A 16,755-nucleotide genomic window follows, 5' to 3' on the forward strand; every position below is an offset into this window, starting at 1 on the left:
ATGGCCGACCCTGGCTTCGCGCACACCTGTTGTTCGCAGGGGGGCGTCAGCCGGCTTGGTGCCGACCGGAGGTATTCACCCGATCGGCCCAACGGGGCCCGGGGCGGCGCGGATCGAGGTGGGCGGAGCCGGTTCCGGGACGCCCGCGGAGCTGGTGGCCGGAGGGGTCGCAGGTCCGGGGGCGGACCAGGTGGCGAGAAGGGGACGGGTGGGCGCGGGCGCCCCGTCCGGCCGGACGAGTGACGCCGCTGGGCCGCGAGGGTGATCGCGGCACGCCGGAGGCCGGTTCGCGGCGAACCGGGTCGGAGGGCGGAGGACAGTACGTGTCGGCCGACCCGCCGCACGACGTCCGTACGTTCCGCATTCGCCACGGATGCGAACGACCGTTCCTGACAAGGAAATCGGAGACTCCTTGATGAGCCTTCTTCGTCGATCCCCGGGTCGCAGCTCGGCGGCCCGCGGGGCCGCGGTCCTCACCGCCCTCGCCCTCGGCATGGCCGGCACCGCCCTGCTCGGCACCGGCGCCGGGACATCGGCGGCGTCCAGCCACCGCGAGGCGCCGCTGATCGCCGCCGACCCGCAGGTCGACAACACCGACGTGTACGCCTTCACCAGCCCCGACAACCCCGACACGGTCACGCTGATCGCCAACTGGCTGCCGTTCCAGGAGCCCAACGGCGGCCCGAACTTCTACCCGTGGGCGGACGGCGCGCACTACGACGTCAACATCGACTCGCAGGGCACCGGGCACCCCGACGTCACCTACCGCTGGACCTTCCACACCGAGGACCTGCGCGGCACCGACACCTTCCTCTACGACAAGGGCCCGGTGAACAACCTCACCGACGACACCCTGCGCTTCCGCCAGTACTACACGCTCCAGGAGCTCCACCCGGGCTGCGACCCGGTGACCCTGGTCGAGCACGGCCAGGTCGCCCCGTCCGACACCGGCCGGGCCTCGATGCCCGACTACGGGCGGCTGCGGCAGCAGGCCACCGTCCAACTCCCGGGCGGCGGACAGACGGTGGCCACCCAGGCCGCCGACCCGTTCTTCCTCGACCTGCGGGTCTTCGACCTGCTGTACGGCGGCAACCTCTCCGAGGTCGGCCAGAACACCCTGGCCGGGTACAACGTCAACTCCGTGGCCCTGCAGATCCCCAAGAGCCGCCTCGCGTACAAGGGCGACCCGGCCCGCAACCCCGTCATCGGCGTCTGGTCGAGCACCGAGAAGCAGAGCATGAAGCTCGGCCCGGGCAAGGCCGACCCGGTCGGGCCGTACGTGCAGGTCTCGCGGCTGGGCAACCCGCTGGTCAACGAGGTCGTCGTCCCGGCCGGGCTGAAGGACGCGTTCAACGCGCTGCCCCCGTCCGAGGACCACAACCAGCCCGCGGTGGTCGCCAAGGTCCTCGACCCCGAGGTGCCCAAGCTCGTCCAGGCGGTCTACGGCCTGCCCGCGCCCGCCGCGCCGCGCACCGACCTGCAGGAGATCTTCCTCACCGGCATCGCCAAGGCCGCCAACGGCCCGCTCGCCGTCGACCTCAACTCCCAGCTGATGAACCGGGACATCGACCCGAACCGGTTCGTGCCCGCCGAGGAGCTGCGGCTGAACATGTCCACCCCGGTGACGCCGAAGCCGGACCGCCTCGGCGTCCTCGACGGCGACTTCCAGGGCTTCCCCAACGGCCGCCGCCTCGGCGACGACGTCGTCGACATCGCCCTGCAGGTCGTCGAGGGCGCCACCCCCGGCAAGTTCGTCCAGGCCCTCGCCGCGGGCGACAAGGTCAACGGCCCCGACCGGCCGTTCGGCGCGACGTTCCCCTACCTGGCCCTGCCCTACGACAAGGCCGTCAACCAGAAGTGACCGCCCGCGCGGCGGCCCCGGCAGCCGGGGCCGCCGCCGGCCGTGCCGCCGACCGAGGAACCGACTCCCGTGCGCCGTCTCCCCCTTGTCCTCGCCACCGTCCTGCTGTGCGGCGGCCTCGCCGCGGCCGGCGGTCTGACCGGCCCGCCGCACCAGGCCCCCACCGCACCGGCCCACCCCGCCGCGCCGCCACCGGGCGGCGCCCTCGCCGCCGCGATCGGCGCCGACCAGCAGCACCTGCGCGCCCGCCCCGACGACGCCGCCGCCTGGGCGCGGCTCGGCGGCGAGTACGTCGAACAGGCCCGACTGACCGCCGACGCCTCGTACTACCCGAAGGCCGACGAGGCCCTGCACCGCTCGCTCGCCCTCGCCCCCACCGGCAACACCGACGCGCTCACCGGCCTCGGCGCCCTCGCCAACGCCCGCCACCTGTTCGCCGAGGCCGCCGACCAGGCCCGGCGGGCCCTGGACACCGCCCCGCTGCACTGGCAGGCGTGGGCCGTCCTCACCGACGCCCGCACCCAGCTCGGCGACGACGCGGGCGCCACCGACGCCGCCCAGCACCTGCTCGACCTGCACCCCGGCGCCGCGTCCTTCACCCGCGCCGCCTACGACCTCGAACAGCACGGCCGCCCCGAGGACGCCGCGGCCGCCCTGCACCGGGCCCTCGCCGACGCCTACGACCCCGCCGACAAGGCGTTCTGCCTCCACCAGATCGCCGAACTCGACCGGAACTCCGGCCGCACCGCCGACGCCCTCGACGGATACCGCCGCGCCCTGGCCGCCGACCCCGCCTTCACCCCGGCGCTGGCCGGACAGGCCCGCGCCGAGGCCGCCCTCGGCCGCACCGACGACGCCCTCGCCCACTACGCCCAGGCCGCCGCCAAGGTGCCGCTGCCCCAGTACCTGCTCGAACTCGGCGAACTCCACGAGTCCCTCGGCCACCGCGAACAGGCCGCCGAGCAGTACCGGCTGCTGCGCGCCGAGGCCGACCTGGCCGCCGCGAACGGCGTCGTCGACGACCTGACGCTCGGCCAGTTCGAGGCCGACCACGACGACCCCGCCACCGCCGTCCGCCTGCTACGGGCCGAATGGGCCCGCCGCCACCACCCCCTGGTCGCCGACGCCCTCGCCTGGGCCCTGCACCGCACCGGCGCCGACCGCGAAGCCCTCGGCTACACCGACCTCGCCCTCGCCCACGGCTGGCGCGACGCCCTGTTCCACTACCACCGCGGCGAGATCGAACGAGCCCTCGGCCGCACCGCCGACGCCCGCACCGACCTGTCGCAGGCCCTGGCCACCGACCCGCAGTTCAACCCGCTCCAGGCGCCGCAGGCCCGCTCCGCACTGGCTGCGCTCACCCCCTGACCCCGCACCCGGGACACCCGATGGGGTGAAAGACCGCCCCACGACCACGCCACCGTCTCGAGAACCCCGAATCACCGGTGCCGCCCCACCCGGGGCGGCGCCCTCTTCCGATACCGAGGAGTCGACATGTCCGACACCCGCAAGTACTTCGCCCTGACCGTGCTGGCCGCGACCGCCGTGCTCGGCACCGCCGGGGTCGCGTCCGCGTCCGCCGGGGCCGAGGGCGTCGCCGCCGGCTCGCCCGGCGTCCTGTCCGGCAACCTGATCCAGGTCCCGGTGCACGTCCCGGTCAACCTGTGCGGCAACACCGTCAGCGTCATCGGCGCGCTGAACCCGGCGTTCGGCAACTCCTGCGCCAACGTGGGCTGACCCGGCACACCACAGGCGGGCCCGGAGCTCACCGGGCCCGCCTACGTGTCCGCCGGGTGTCAGGAGGTGGGCATCAGGACGGTGTCGACGATGTAGACGGTGGCGTTGGCGGTCTGGACGTTGCCGCACAGGACCTTGGAGTTGTTGTTGACGGTGAAGTCGGGCTGGGTGCCGTTGACGGTGAGGTCGGCGCCCTCCAGGGTCTTGTGGGTGCCGGCCAGGGCGGTGGGGGCCAGGCGCTCGGGGGTGACGTGGTAGGTGAGGACCTTGGTGAGCTTGGCCTTGTCGGCGAGCAGCGCGTCCAGGTCGGCCTTGGGGATCTTGGCGAAGGCGTCGTTGGTGGGTGCGAAGACGGTGATGTTCTGGGCCGAGTTGAGGGTGTCGACCAGGCCGGCCTGCTTGACGGCGGTCACCAGGGTGGACAGCAGCGGGTTGTTGGACGCGGCGGTGGCGACCGGGTCCTTCGCCATGCCGGTGAACGATCCGGCGCCGTCCTTCGGCACGGCGGCGCAGGCCGCGCCGAACGGCTGGTCGGCCATCGCCGCCGAGTCGGTGGGACTCGACATCGCGGCGGAGCCGGAGGCCGCCGCCGAGGCGGAGGACGAGCTGGAGCTGGAACCGCCGCTGCTGCTGCACGCGCCCAGGGTGAGGGCCAGGGCGCCGGCAGCGAACAGCGCGGACAGGGAACGGCGGGTGGTGACGGACATGGTGGAGTACTCCTCGGTACGGGTGAAGTGGTGCTGGTGGATGGCTGAGTGCTGGTCAGGGGGTTCGGTGGTGGTCAGGTGACGGTGACGACGGTGCTGTGCCAGCCCGTCGCTCCGGCGGGGAAGGGCGTGGCGCGCTGTTCGGGCTGCACCGCTCCGGTGGCGTCGGTGGCGCGGACCTCGATGCGGTGGGTGCCGGGGGCCGCGCCGGGCCAGCGGTAGGACCACTGCCGCCACAGGTCGGGCCCGGCGTCGGCGGCCAGTTCGGCCGGCTGCCAGGGCCCGCCGTCGACGCGGACCTCCACGGCGGCGACGCCGCGGTGGGTGGCCCAGGCCGTCCCGGCGACGTCCACCTCTCCGGCGGGGACCTTGGCGAACGGCGCGGGGACCTCGATCCGGGAGGCGGTGCGGACGGTGCCGGTGCGGTCCCAGCCGCGCCGCACCCAGTAGGGGTCGAAGGCGGCGAAGGCGGTGACCTCCAGGTCGATGAGCCACTTCGTCGCGGAGGTGTAGCCGTAGAAGCCGGGCACCAGGCTGCGGCACGGGAAGCCGTGCGCGAGCGGCAGCGCCTCGCCGTTCATGGCGAGGGCGAGCAGCGCGCGGCGGCCGTCCAGGACGGACTCCAGCGGGGTGCCGATGGTCATGCCGTCCTTCGAGCGCCCCACCAGCTGGTCCGCCCCGGCCCGGACCCCGGCGCGGCGCAGCAGCGCGGGCAGCGGGGCGCCCAGCCAGCGGGATGTGCCGACGTAGGGGCCGCCGACCTCGTTGGAGACGCAGGAGAGGGTGTAGTCGAGCTCTTCGAGCGGCTCGCGCAGCAGTTCGTCGAAGGTGATCACCTGTGGGCGGTCCACCAGGCCGTGGATGCGCAGCGCCCAGTCGCGCGGGTCGATCCGGGGCAGGGTGAGTGCGGTGTCGACCCGGTAGAAGTCGGCGTTCGGGGTGGTGAACGGCGACAGGCCCGGGACGCGCGGGTGCACGGCGGCCGGCAGCGGCGGCAGCGGCTCGGCGGGCGCCGGGAGCCGGACGGCGTCGCGGGCGGCGGTGACGTCGAAGCGGCGGTCGGTCAGGACGCGTCCGCCGACTCCGGCCAGCGCACCCACCGCAAAGGTCCCCGCAGTGGCGGCCAGTACCGTCCGCCGGCCCGTCAACCCGACCGGCTGCGGCGGAACTTCGGGTCCGGCGCCCTCCGGCCCTTCCGCCGCCTTCTCCGGCCCCTCACCTTCCGCTGCCCCCGGACGGGGCGCGGCGGCGGTGGACAGTGCCCGGCGGTACAGCCGGGCCAGGAGCAGGACGGCCGTGGCACCGACCAGGCCCGCGACGATCGACGGGGCGCAGTCGGCGGCGGCCGCGCCGGGACGCGACAGGGCCGCCCAGGCGCCGAGGGCGCCGAAGACCCCGAAGACCGCCGCCCCGGCGGCCGGACGGCGCACCGCCAGCAGGCCGGCCAGCGCGGCGAGCAGCGCCATCGTCAGGTAGATGCCGCCCAGCAGCACCGGCTTGTCGTGGGTCCCGAAGGTGCGGACTGCGTACTCCTTCAGCGGAGTCGGCGTCAGGTCGATCGCCGCCGAGCCGACCGCGATCACCGGCGCGGTCGGCGCCCCCGTCGCGTACGCGACCAACTCGCCCGCGCCCAGCGCCGCCACCGCGGACGCGAGGCCGATCGCGGCCGCCCCGGCGGCACGCAGGACGCGGTGGCGGCGGCCGGGCGCCGCGGCGGGGGGAGTCGGTTCATCTGTCACATCTGCGGTTCGGGGCGCCGGTGGGGCCGGATTGGTCGAAGTCGCCTGATCGTCCGATCGGGTGGAATCGGCGGCGGGGTTCGCTTGTTCCGGGATCAGCTCCGGTAACGAGCTGCATCTCCGTCCGTGGTGCCGGTTGGCCGGCGGTGTTCCGCTGCCGGGCGGCCGAAGCTACTCTTCGGTAGCAAATCTTTCGCCGACACGCACCGGGAGCGCCGATGGCATCCGACCGTTCCGCCCGCCTGCTGGGAGGGCTGCTGCTGACCGCCGGAGTCGCGCACTTCGCCGCTCCGCGGCCCTTCGACGCGATCGTCCCGCGGAGCCTGCCCGGCTCGCCCCGGACCTGGACCCGGGTGAGCGGTGTCGCCGAGCTGGCCGTCGGTGCGGCCGTGCTCCTGCCGCGCAGCCGCCGGGCGGGAGCGCTGGCGGCCGCGGGCCTGTTCGCGGCGCTCTTCCCCGCGAACGTGAAGATGGCCTACGACTGGCGCCACCGCCCGGCCCCGCAGCGGGCCGCCGCCCTCGCCCGGCTGCCGCTGCAGGCGCCGCTGGTCGCCTGGGCGGTCCGGGTGGCCCGGGGCTGACCGGGGCCTGACGGGGGCTGACGGGGGCTGGCGGCCGGTCAGGACAGGGGGAGCAGCATGATGGGTGCTCCGCTGGGGTGTTCGGAGCCGCCGGCGGGTTCGAGGGTGAGGCCGACGCCGTCGGCCCCGTTCGGTGAGCCGGTGAGCAGGAGGGCGCCGTTGCCGCCGGGCATGAGCCCGGCCGGGCGCATCACGTCGCCGTCGGCGAACCACAGCTCGTACGTGCGGCCGTTCGCCGGGTCCGGCAGTCCGGTGGCGAGGAACCCCGCCCGGGCGCGGGAGTGGGACCACACGACCGTCCCGGCGCCGGCCCCGCCGGTGGCGGCGGCGGTGGCGGTGCGGGCGTCGGGGGCGGTCAGCAGGTCCGCGAACCGGTCCTGCTGCTGCTGGAGGGCGGTGGCCCGGGCGCGGGCCCGGTCGGCCTCCCGGTGCTGCTGGACGGCGACGGCCCCGGTGGTGAGGGCGGCGGCCAGGCAGGCGGCGAGGGCGAGCCTCCACCACCGCCGCTCTCCCGGCCGCTTCCCGGCCGCCCGCGGGGCGAGGGCCGGTGCTTGCTGGCGGGCCGTGGGCAGCGCGGCCAGTACCGCGGCCTTCAGGGACGCGGGCGGCGCCGTGCTCTCGGCGGACCCCAGCCGGGCCAGGGTCGCGCGGAACTCGGCGACCTCCGCGGCGCAGGACGGGCAGTCCGCCAGGTGCTCCTCGAAGCGCCGCGACTCGTCGGCCTCCAGGGCGTGGGCGGCGTACGCGCCGGTCAGGGTGTGCAGGTCGGCGGTGCTCATGTTCCTACCCCCAGGCAGTCGCGCATCCGGGTCTTGACCGTGCCCATCAGCCCTCCACCACCGCCCCGACCTCGCAGCACGACAAACGATCCCGACACCACCATGTTCGGAGCAGGCCGGACACCGGATTGCCCGGCACCCGCAGCGGCTTCCGGACGCCGACGGGTGACGGGCATCCCGGTGCCCGGCAGGCTGGGCAGCGGCTGGCCCGGCGGATCAGGCCGGCAGGCCCTCCAGGCCACGGGCGGTGACCAGGCGCGCGGCGCCGTCGGAGAGCTGGTAGGACAGGCCCACCACGGCGGTGCGCCCCGCTGCGACGGCGTCGGCCAGCACCCGGGAGCGCTCCAGCAGCACGTCGACGGTCTGTTCCACGTGGACGTCGATGAAGTCGTGGTCGCCGGTGCGCCCGGCGCCGCGCGCCGCCAGCACGCTGGGGGTGACGCGTTCGACGAGGTCGCGGACGTATCCGTTGTAGGCGGCGCCCTCCTCCACCGCTCCCCGGGCCGCGGCGACCGCCCCGCAGGAGTCGTGGCCGAGGACGACGACCAGCGGGCAGTCGAGCAGGGCGACGCCGTACTCGATGCTGCCCAGCGCCTCGGCGCCCAGGACGTGCCCGGCGGTGCGGACCACGAACAGGTCGCCCAGGCCGCGGTCGAAGATGATCTCGGCGGCGAGCCGGGAGTCCGAGCAGCCCAGCAGGACCGCGAACGGACGCTGGGAGGGCGCGGTCTCGGCCCGCCGGGCGGCGTCCTGGTTGGGGTGCAGGGGCGTGCCGTCGGTGAAGCGGCGGTTGCCGGCGAGCAGGGCGGCGAAGGCGTCAGCAGCGGTCATCATCTGATCATCGGTCATGCCCGACAGCGTACGGTCGGCGCGCCGGCGCCTTCCCGCAGGGCCGCCGGACGGCTGAGGGGCCGGCCCGCTCGGCCTTCACGGCCCCCGGTGCCCAAGGCGGAGATGCCGTGCGACTCCGTCCGCACCCCGACGGAGCAGAGCGACCGATCCGCGCCCTGCGCCGCTCCGAACACAGGGAGAAGGCAACAGCCGAGGGCCGCCCGGCCTCGTCCGACGGAGGGCAAACGATGACCGCACCCAAGACCCAGGACAGTCGGGTACCCGGACAGCGCAGGGGCGCCCGGGCGAGCGCCGCCGATGTGTTCGAACCCGTTCTCCACGAGCTGTTCGCGGGGCCGCCGCCCTTCGCCCTGCGCCTGTGGGACGGCTCGACGACGGGCCCGGCGGACGGGCCGCGGGTGCTGGTGCGCCACCGCCGGGCGCTGCGCAGGCTGCTGTGGCAGCCGGGCGAACTCGGCCTGGCCGACGCCTGGATCAGCGGGGAGCTCGACGTCGAGGGCGACCTCGCCGAGGCGCTGTCCGCCGTCCACCGGGGCCTCGCCGGACGGCCGGTCGGGCGTCCGGCGCCGCGCAGCTGGCCCGCCCTGGCGGCCGCGGCCGCCAGGCTCGGCGTGGTCGGGCCGCCGCCGCCCCGGCCCGGCGGCCGGGCCCGGGTCCGCGGGGCCCTGCACAGCCGGGGCCGCGACCGGGCGGTGATCAGCCACCACTACGACCTGTCGAACGAGTTCTACGCCCTGCTGCTCGGACCGGCCATGGCCTACTCGTGCGCCTACTACACCTCGGACGACCAGCCCCTGCAGGCCGCCCAGGAAGCCAAGTTCGACCTGATCTGCCGCAAGCTCGACCTGCGCCCCGGCGCGCGCCTGCTCGACATCGGCTGCGGCTGGGGCGCGCTCGCCCGGCACGCCGCCGTCCACCACGGCGCCCGGGTCACCGCCGTCACACTCTCCGCCCGCCAGCACGCCCACGCCCGCACCCTGGTGGCCGAGGCGGGCGTCGCGGACCTGGTCGACGTCCGCCAGTGCGACTACCGGGAGATCGCCGCGGACGCCTACGACGCCGTCAGCTGCGTGGAGATGGGCGAACACGTCGGCAAGGACCAGTACCCCGACTTCGCCGCCCGCCTGCACGCCCTGCTGCGCCCCGGCGGCCGGCTCCTGGTCCAGCAGATGTCGCGCGGCGCCGCGGCGCCCGGCGGCGGCGCGTTCATCGAGGCGTACATCGCCCCGGACATGCACATGCGCCCGCTCGGGCAGACCGTCGACCTGATCGAGGACGCGGGCCTGGAGGTGCTGCACACCGAGGCGATGCGCCCGCACTACGCCCGCACCATCGACGCCTGGCGGGCCACCCTCACGCAGCAGCGGGACCGCTTCGACGCCCTGGTCGGACGGCCCGCGGTACGGCTGTGGGAGCTCTACCTGGCCGGGAGCTCGCTGGCCTTCGCCGAGGGACGGATGGGCGTCGACCAACTCCTCGCCCGCCGCCCCGGCGACGCCGATCGACCCGTCAGGCCCGCCGAGTGGTACGGGAACTGATCCGCCGGCACCTGCGCCGGACCCGCAGCCCCCGGGAACGGGACGGCGCCCCCGGGAGGCCGCGTGCGACGACGCCCGGACCGCCGACGCCACCATCCGCACCGCTCCGGACGCGGACCGGTGCGCAGACCGCCACGACGAAGAGCCCCATGCCCCCTCACACCGCTCACCTCCCCGCCGGTACCCGCTCCGTGCTGCTCGTCCTGCACGGCGGCCGGGCCGAGAGCCTCGCCCGCCAGCCCCGCTTGGGACTGGCCAGGCTCCGCATGCGGGCCTTCGGCGCGGCGGTCCGCCGCCTGGCCGCCGACCCCTCGCTCGCGGAGGTCGAGGTGAGGTACCGCTACCGGGGGTGGAACGGCGGACACGCGCACCCCGTCGCCGACGCGGCCCTGGTCCTGCGGGAGATCGCGTTCCGGGCGCCCGACGTGAAGGTCGTGCTGCTCGGGCACTCCATGGGCGGACGGGCGGCGCTCGCCGTCGCCGGCCACCCGCAGGTCCTCGGCGCGGTCCTGCTGGCGCCGTGGTGCCAACCCGGTGACCCGGTGGGGCAGTTGCGCGGCAGGCGCTTCGTGATCCTGCACGACCCGTCCGACCGCGTCACCAGCGCGGAGGGCTCCCGCGCCTTCGCGGCCCGGGCCCGGCGGGCCGGCGCCGAGGTGCGGTTCGTCGAGATGCCCCGGGGCGGGCACGCCATGGTCAGCGGCGCCGGGGCCTGGCAGCGTCTCGCGGCCCGCTCGGTCACGGCGATCCTCGAGGGGGAGCCGCTGCCGGACCTGCCACCGGGCACGTCGTGACGCCGTCCCGCCCGGGGGAGTCCCGGGGCCGTGCGCCCGGTGCTCAGGTCTCGGTGGTGGCCGGCAGCAGGGCGTCGGCCACGGCGGGGGCGTCCCAGCGCTGCTCGACCCGGGCGAATTTCCACACGGCGAGCGCGACCAGCCAGGTGGCGAGGAACAGGCCGACGATGGCGAAGCCGACCGCGTTGAGGTCGAGCCCGGAGACCCAGCCCCAGAACGGTCCGTGCAGGGCGAGCTTGTCGGCGAGCAGGCCGAGCAGGCCGAGGAGTTCGACGGTTCCGACCGCGTCACCCGGTTCAGCAGCCGGGACATCAAGCCGCGCTTGTCGAGCTGTCCCTCCAGCGCGGCCTCGTCCAGCTGCCCCGAGCGCATCCGGCGGAACACCTTCCAGATGCCCACCAGGACGACCAGGTTGGCGATGGCGATCAGGTAGAGGAACGAGCCGGAGACGGCGGTGCCGATCAGCCCGGTCACCCGGTGCAGGCGCGACCCGTCGTCCTGGAGCGGCCCGGCCAGGGCCTTGACGCCCAGGGAGAGCAGGACGGCGAGGCCGAAGACGACGGACGAGTGCCCCAGGGAGAACCAGAAGCCCACGGACAGCGGACGGCGGCGCTGCTCCATCAGCCGGCGGGTGGTGTTGTCGATCGCGGCGATGTGGTCGGTGTCGAAGGCGTGCCGCATGCCCAGCGTGTAGGCGGTGACGCCGATCCCGAGGCCGAAGCTCCCGGTGCCGACGGCGTGGTGCTCGGGGACGACGACGAGCACCAGGACGCCCCAGCCGACGAGGTGCAGGGCGGCGATGAACGCCGCCATCCCGCCCAGGTGCCGCCACTCCCGGCGGGTGACGGACGGCCGGACGCGGCCGGGCCCGGACGGCGGAGGGCAGGGGACGACGGATGAGGAGGCCATGGGCGTCCTTCCAACGGGGGGCGAGCGGTCGCCTGGGCGCGTCCCACTCGTAGTTGCCCTATCAGGGCAACAAGCGGCCGTGTCACTGGGCGCGCCGGGGGCGCGGGGAGGTGCGGCGCGGGCGCCCCGCCGACGTCGCACCCGGCAGGTGCGGACGTTGCCCCGCGCGGGTGAATTCTCCGGCAGGCCGCATGGCGGCGGCCTCCCCGGGGCCGTGGAGCCGGGATGGTGACCCCGGGCCCGTCATGGCCCCGTTCCTCTCCCCGCCGGGCCGCGCCTCACCGCCGCGGCGACCGGCCCCGCATCCGGAGGCCCAGCGTGGCGGTCCCTCGACTCCTCGTCCGAACAGCTGTCGGCGCGTCAATCGCCTTCCTGCTGACCGGTGTTGCGGCGCCGGTCGCCGCCGCCCACCCGCTGGGAAACTTCTCTCTCAACCACTACCTGGGCCTCACCGTCCGGCCCGACGCCGTCGAGGTCCTCGCCGTCACCGACGCCGCCGAGATCCCCACCCTCCAGGAACAGCCGAAGGTCGACCGGGACGGCAACGGCACCGCGGACGACGCCGAGCGCGCGGCCTGGGCCGCCGAACAGTGCGGCCTGACGGCGCAACACCTCAAGGTGACGGCAAGTCAGGACGCGACGCCGCTGACCTGGCAGGCCGACTCGGCGCAGTTCCGCTACGAGGACGGCTCCGCCGGGCTGCGCACCAGCCGCCTGGAGTGCGTGCTCCGGGCCGACCTGCACCTGCCCGCAGACGGGAGCCCGATCCGGGTGGACGCCGGGAACGACCCGGGCCGGGTGGGGTGGAACGAGATCACCGCCCGCGGCGACGGCGTGACGCTGGAGGACTCCGACGTCCCCGCCGAGTCGGTGTCCGAGCAACTGCGGGACTACCCGAGGAACTTGCTGGACAGCCCGAGCGGCGTCACCCGCGCCCGGTTCCTGGCCCGGCCGGGCGGCACGGCCGTGCCCGCGGGGGCGGCCGCCGTCCGGGCGGACGGTTCCGGGCCGACCGCCTGGCTGGCCGGCCTGGACGCCCGACTCACCGGCATCGGCGCCGCCGAGCGGCTGACCCTCCCCCTGGGCCTGCTCGCGGTCCTGCTGTCGATCGTCCTCGGCGCCGGACACGCGCTGCTGCCCGGACACGGCAAGACCGTGATGGCGGCCTACCTGGCCGGCCGACGGGGCAGGACCCGCGACGCCGTCACCGTCGGAGCGACCGTCACGGTGACCCACACCGCCGGGGTCATGGTCATCGGCCTGTGCCTGACCACCTTCTCCTCGCTGGCCGGCGACGTGCTGCTGGGCTGGCTGGGCGTCCTCAGCGGCGCCCTGGTTGCCGTCGTCGGCGCGGGGCTGCTGCGCGATGCCGTCCGCCGCTCCCGCCACGCCCGCGCGCACAGCCACCTCCCGCACCCCCAGCCGATCCCCGACGACACCGAGGCCAGGGAACTCGCCCATGCGGCCGCCCACGCCGCGGGCACCCCGCACGACCACGACCCGCACCCCGAACCGGACGGCCACCGCGCCGGCCCCGATGCGCACCACGTCCACGCCCGCACGGCCGTCGCCGACCACGAGCACCCGCACCACCACGATCACGAGCACCCGCACGGCCACGACCACGATCACGGCCACGGCCACGGCCACGGCCATCCGCACGTCCACGGTCGCGCCGGCGACCTGGCGCACGGTCACCACGGCCACCGCCACGGGCTGTTCGGCGGCCACCGGCACGATCCCGCCCCGACGAGCCGGCGCAACCTGATCGGCCTCGGGATCGCCGGCGGCCTCGTGCCCAGCCCGTCCGCGCTGGTGGTGCTGCTGGGCGCGGTCGCGCTGGGCCGGACGCTGTTCGGCGCGGCCCTGGTGGTCGCCTACGGCGTGGGCATGGCCGCCACCCTCACCGCCGTCGGCCTGCTCCTGGTCCGGGTCGGCGACCGGCTCGGCGCGGTGCAGGCCGGGCCGATCGCCGGGCGGCTCCACCGGATCGCCCCGTACAGCGCCCTGATCACCGCATCGCTGATCCTGATCGTCGGGCTGGGACTGGTCGTCCGCAGCCTGCCCGCCACCCTGTGAACGCCCACACCCACCGGAGGACGACCGCCGTGGACATCCGCCGCACCCGCCCGTTCCTGCTCCTCGCCGTCACCGCCGCGCTGCTCACGGGGTGCGGCGGCGGAAAGCCTGACGGGAGCTTCGACGCCCAGCCCGGCACGCCGTCACCGACCTGCCTCCAGCACCAGCAACAGGAACCGGGCGGCAAGTACACCAGCGGGCAGCAGTCCGATCCGCGGGCGGTGCTGGAGATGATGCGGTTCTACACCGCCAACGGCACCAAGGCGTACTGCGACGGCGAGCCGCCCACGGACACCGACCGCCGCTGGACGGAGCTGTACACGACGCTCGGCGGCGACGCGAGCCGCCTGCCGCCGCAGGACGCGAAGAGGTAGGACGGCCCGCTCAGCCCGTCGGTGCGAGCTCGGCCAGGGCCGCGCGGGCGGCGGGGGCGTGCAGCGGGTGGAAGGCCAGGTTGATCCCCAGTGCCGTCCCGAACTCGGTGCGGGCCTCGTCGTCCCGGCCGAGCGCGCGCAGGACCACCGCGCGGTGGTAGCGGAAGAGGGCGTTGCGGGTGCCGAGCGCGAGCACCTCGTCGGACTGCCGCAGGGCGTCCGCGTCACGGCCGTTGGCGTGCAGGGCCCAGGCGTAGGAGGCGCGGGCCGGGGACGGGGTGCCCGGTTTGAGGTCGACCATGCGCTGCACCGCGTCGAACGACTCGGGGTAGCGGCCGAGTTGGGTGCAGGCGTCGGCGAGGGTCCCGTAGAGGGTGGAGTTGTCGGGGTTGACCGCGATGGCCTTCCGTGACCAGTCGAGGGCCGCGGCGAAGTCGTGCCGGGCGGAGTCCAGGCTGGCCATGCCCGCCATGGCGGTGAAGTTCTCGGCGGGTTCGGCGCTCAGCGACCGGGCGAGGACGGCTTCCGCCTTCGGGTAGTAGGACGGGTCGGCGGTGGCCTTGGCCCGCTGGACGTAGGCCAGGCCGAGGGCGGCCAGTGCCTGTGCGTCGCCGGGCGCCTCCTTAGGGGTGGTCCTGCAGGCCGCGGATCTCCGCGCCCGGGCCGGTGTCCGCGCTGTCCTGCCCGGCGGGCCGCTCCTGGGCGGCGGGGCCGTCGCCGCCCTGCGGGGTAAGGCCGAGGCCGCCGGCCAGGAACAGACCGACGCCGAGGACGGTGGTGACGGCGGCGGGCATGAGGCGGCGGCGGCACCCGTCACCGGGGAACGCCGACTCGCCGGTGCCGCGCCCGCGCGAGCGGCCCGGTCCGCGTACCGTCGAACCGGTACACGTCACCGTGACGGCCCGTCACACGGTACGGGTGGGCTCCGGCGTTCGGTGGCACGGGAGGAGGACCATGGCCGAGGAACCCGGCGGCGCCGACCTGGTGCCGCGCCCGCACGTCCTGCGGGAGTACGCGCTGCTGGCCGACGGCGAGCGAGGGGCGCTGGTCGGCCCGCACGGCGACCTGGCCTGGATGTGCGCCCCGAAGTGGGAGTCCGACGCCGTGTTCTCGTCCCTGATCGGTGGCGGCGGGACGTACACGGTCACGCCGTGCGAGGAGCGCCACGTGTGGGGCGGCTCCTACGAGCACGGAACCCTGATCTGGCACAGCAGGTGGATGACGACCGACGGCGCCGTCGAGTGCCGCGAGGCGCTCGCCTTCCCCGGCGACCCGGACCGCGCCGTCCTCCTGCGCCGGATCACTGCCGTCGACGGGGACGCGCGGGTGCGCGTCGTCCTGGACCCGCGGGCCGGTTTCGGACGCCACGGCAGTCACCACCTGAAACTGAACGACGGGGTGTGGAGCGGGCGCACCGGAGAACTGCGCTGGCGCTGGAGCGGGGCCGCCGGGGCCACGCCGTCCGGACGCGCCCCGGGACGGCCCGGCGAGGCGCTGCGGTGCGAGGTGACCGTTCCCGCCGGCCGGCACCACGACCTCGTCCTGGAACTCTCCGCGGCCGCCCTGCCCCGCGAGCCGGTGGAACCGGACGCGGCCTGGCGCGCTACCGAGACCGCCTGGGCCCGCAACCGCCCCGCCCTGGCGCACACGATCGCGCCCCGCGACGCCCTGCACTCCCACGCCGTCCTGCGCGGCCTGACCACCGGTGGCGGCGGCATGGCGGCCGCCGCCACCATGTGCCTGCCCGAGCGGGCTGACACCGGGCGCAGCTACGACTACCGCTACGCCTGGATCCGCGACCAGTGCTACGCCGGGCTCGCCGCGGCCTCGGTCGAGGACACCGTGCTGCTCGACTCGGCGGTGCGCTTCGTGACGGCCCGGCTCCTGGAGGACGGGCCGCGGCTGAAACCGGCGTACACCTGCGGCGGGGGCGCGGTGCCCGACGAGCGCACGCTCGACCTCCCCGGGTACCCCGGCGGCGGGGACCGGATCGGCAACTGGGTCAACCAGCAGTTCCAGCTCGACGCGCTGGGCGAGGCGCTGCAACTGCTCGCCGCGGCGGCCTCCTTGGACCGCCTGGACACCGACGGCCGGCGCGCCCTGCAGAGTGCCGTCGCGGCGATCGGGCAGCGCTGGGGCGAACCCGAGGCCGGCATCTGGGAGTTGGAGGACCGGCACTGGACGCACTCGCGCCTGGCCTGCGTGGCCGGACTGCGCGTCGCCGCGACCTCCGTCACCGGTGGGGCGTCCACCACCTGCTCGACCCTGGCCGACGCGATCCTCGCGGAGACCTCGCGCACCTGCCTGCACCCCGACGGGTACTGGCAGCGCGCCCCGCAGGACCGGCGCACCGACGCCGCGCTCCTGCTCCCGCCGGTGCGCGGCGCCCTGCCGGCCGCCGACCCGCGCACCTCGGCCACCGTCCGGGCGGTCCGCGAACACCTCGGCGACGACGGCTACGTCTACCGCTACCGCCACGACCAGCGGCCGCTGGAGGACAGCGAAGGCGCCTTCCTGCTGTGCGGCTTCGCGCTGGCCCTCGCCGAGCACCACCAGGGCGACGACTACCGCGCGGTCCGGCACTTCGAGCGCAACCGGGCGGCGTGCGGACCCGCGGCCCTCCTCGCGGAGGAGTACGACATCCGGCAGCGCCAACTGCGCGGCAACCTGCCGCAGGCGTTCGTCCACGCCCTGCTCCTCGAATGCGCGGGACTCCTGCCCGCGGACCTGCCGGACCTGCCGGGCCCGCCGCCCGGCGGCACGGAACGCTCCTTCCCCCTCGACGGTTCGACCCGATCGGAGTGA

General features: G+C 75.4%; 16 protein-coding genes and 1 pseudogene. 10 read left to right on the forward strand and 7 right to left on the reverse strand.

Annotated elements, in window-relative coordinates; genetic code table 11:
* Positions 1–415: 415 nt before the first annotated feature.
* From EDD39_RS26260 to EDD39_RS26270, 3 genes are all read left to right on the forward strand, one after another.
* Positions 416–1,861 (forward strand): DUF4331 domain-containing protein, encoded by a 1,446-nt coding sequence (locus EDD39_RS26260; protein ID WP_123559900.1) that lies wholly within the window; start codon positions 416–418, stop codon positions 1,859–1,861.
* A 69-nt stretch (positions 1,862–1,930) separates the two neighbouring features.
* Positions 1,931–3,229 (forward strand): tetratricopeptide repeat protein, encoded by a 1,299-nt coding sequence (locus tag EDD39_RS26265; protein WP_123559902.1) that lies wholly within the window; start codon positions 1,931–1,933, stop codon positions 3,227–3,229.
* Between the two features lie 126 nt (positions 3,230–3,355).
* Positions 3,356–3,598 (forward strand): chaplin, encoded by a 243-nt coding sequence (locus tag EDD39_RS26270; RefSeq protein ID WP_123559904.1) that lies wholly within the window; start codon positions 3,356–3,358, stop codon positions 3,596–3,598.
* A 59-nt stretch (positions 3,599–3,657) separates the two neighbouring features.
* On the opposite strand, the gene EDD39_RS26275 is transcribed toward EDD39_RS26270, so the two are convergent.
* Positions 3,658–4,305 carry a fasciclin domain-containing protein gene (locus tag EDD39_RS26275; RefSeq protein ID WP_123559906.1) on the reverse strand — a complete coding sequence of 216 codons (648 nt, stop codon included), beginning with the start codon at positions 4,303–4,305 and terminating at the stop codon, positions 3,658–3,660.
* 74 nt (positions 4,306–4,379) lie between these two features.
* Entirely contained in the window at positions 4,380–6,044 is a 1,665-nt protein-coding gene (locus EDD39_RS26280) for a molybdopterin-dependent oxidoreductase (RefSeq protein ID WP_123559908.1), read from the reverse strand.
* 218 nt (positions 6,045–6,262) lie between these two features.
* Between EDD39_RS26280 and EDD39_RS26285 the strand changes: the two genes are divergently transcribed.
* Entirely contained in the window at positions 6,263–6,625 is a 363-nt protein-coding gene (locus tag EDD39_RS26285) for a DoxX family protein (RefSeq protein ID WP_123559910.1), read from the forward strand.
* A gap of 38 nt (positions 6,626–6,663) precedes the next feature.
* Here EDD39_RS26285 and EDD39_RS26290 read toward each other — a convergent pair whose 3' ends face one another.
* Positions 6,664–7,404, reverse strand: a complete 741-nt coding sequence (locus EDD39_RS26290) for an anti-sigma factor (RefSeq protein WP_123559912.1) — start codon at positions 7,402–7,404, stop codon at positions 6,664–6,666.
* A 216-nt stretch (positions 7,405–7,620) separates the two neighbouring features.
* The gene (locus EDD39_RS26295; RefSeq protein ID WP_123559914.1) at positions 7,621–8,253 is read right to left on the reverse strand and encodes a carbonic anhydrase; all 633 of its coding nucleotides are present in this window, start codon (positions 8,251–8,253) and stop codon (positions 7,621–7,623) included.
* Positions 8,254–8,483: 230 nt separating this feature from the next.
* On the opposite strand from EDD39_RS26295, the gene EDD39_RS26300 reads away from it, so the two are divergent.
* The 3 genes from EDD39_RS26300 to EDD39_RS42875 all read left to right on the forward strand — a co-directional run bounded on the left by EDD39_RS26300 (position 8,484) and on the right by EDD39_RS42875 (position 11,021).
* Positions 8,484–9,794 carry an SAM-dependent methyltransferase gene (locus tag EDD39_RS26300; RefSeq protein ID WP_123559916.1) on the forward strand — a complete coding sequence of 437 codons (1,311 nt, stop codon included), beginning with the start codon at positions 8,484–8,486 and terminating at the stop codon, positions 9,792–9,794.
* A 149-nt stretch (positions 9,795–9,943) separates the two neighbouring features.
* On the forward strand, positions 9,944–10,588 hold the full coding sequence (locus EDD39_RS26305) for an alpha/beta fold hydrolase (RefSeq protein ID WP_123559918.1): 645 nt from the start codon (positions 9,944–9,946) through the stop codon (positions 10,586–10,588).
* Between the two features lie 223 nt (positions 10,589–10,811).
* On the forward strand, positions 10,812–11,021 hold the full coding sequence (locus tag EDD39_RS42875; RefSeq protein WP_482796752.1) for a hypothetical protein: 210 nt from the start codon (positions 10,812–10,814) through the stop codon (positions 11,019–11,021).
* Here EDD39_RS42875 and EDD39_RS26310 read toward each other — a convergent pair.
* Positions 10,922–11,497: pseudogene (locus tag EDD39_RS26310) on the reverse strand (HoxN/HupN/NixA family nickel/cobalt transporter); the annotation flags it as partial. The gene EDD39_RS42875 and the pseudogene EDD39_RS26310 sit on opposite strands and share 100 nt — an antisense overlap.
* 318 nt (positions 11,498–11,815) lie before the next feature.
* Between EDD39_RS26310 and EDD39_RS26315 the strand changes: the two are divergent.
* Positions 11,816–13,576, forward strand: coding sequence for a nickel/cobalt transporter (locus EDD39_RS26315; RefSeq protein WP_244257068.1), 1,761 nt, complete (start codon positions 11,816–11,818; stop codon positions 13,574–13,576).
* A 29-nt stretch (positions 13,577–13,605) separates the two neighbouring features.
* Entirely contained in the window at positions 13,606–13,950 is a 345-nt protein-coding gene (locus EDD39_RS26320; RefSeq protein ID WP_123559922.1) for a hypothetical protein, read from the forward strand.
* A gap of 10 nt (positions 13,951–13,960) precedes the next feature.
* On the opposite strand, the gene EDD39_RS26325 is transcribed toward EDD39_RS26320, so the two are convergent.
* The gene (locus tag EDD39_RS26325; protein ID WP_148089525.1) at positions 13,961–14,413 is read right to left on the reverse strand and encodes a tetratricopeptide repeat protein; all 453 of its coding nucleotides are present in this window, start codon (positions 14,411–14,413) and stop codon (positions 13,961–13,963) included.
* A gap of 160 nt (positions 14,414–14,573) precedes the next feature.
* Positions 14,574–14,744: a hypothetical protein gene (locus EDD39_RS39835; protein ID WP_162870146.1), complete on the reverse strand. Its 171-nt coding sequence runs from the start codon at positions 14,742–14,744 to the stop codon at positions 14,574–14,576.
* Between the two features lie 160 nt (positions 14,745–14,904).
* Here EDD39_RS39835 and EDD39_RS26330 point away from each other — a divergent pair, with 160 nt between their 5' ends.
* On the forward strand, positions 14,905–16,755 hold the full coding sequence (locus EDD39_RS26330; protein ID WP_123559927.1) for a glycoside hydrolase family 15 protein: 1,851 nt from the start codon (positions 14,905–14,907) through the stop codon (positions 16,753–16,755).

Origin of the sequence: Kitasatospora cineracea (assembly GCF_003751605.1) — a bacterium.
Taxonomy (GTDB): Bacteria; Actinomycetota; Actinomycetes; order Streptomycetales; family Streptomycetaceae; genus Kitasatospora; species Kitasatospora cineracea.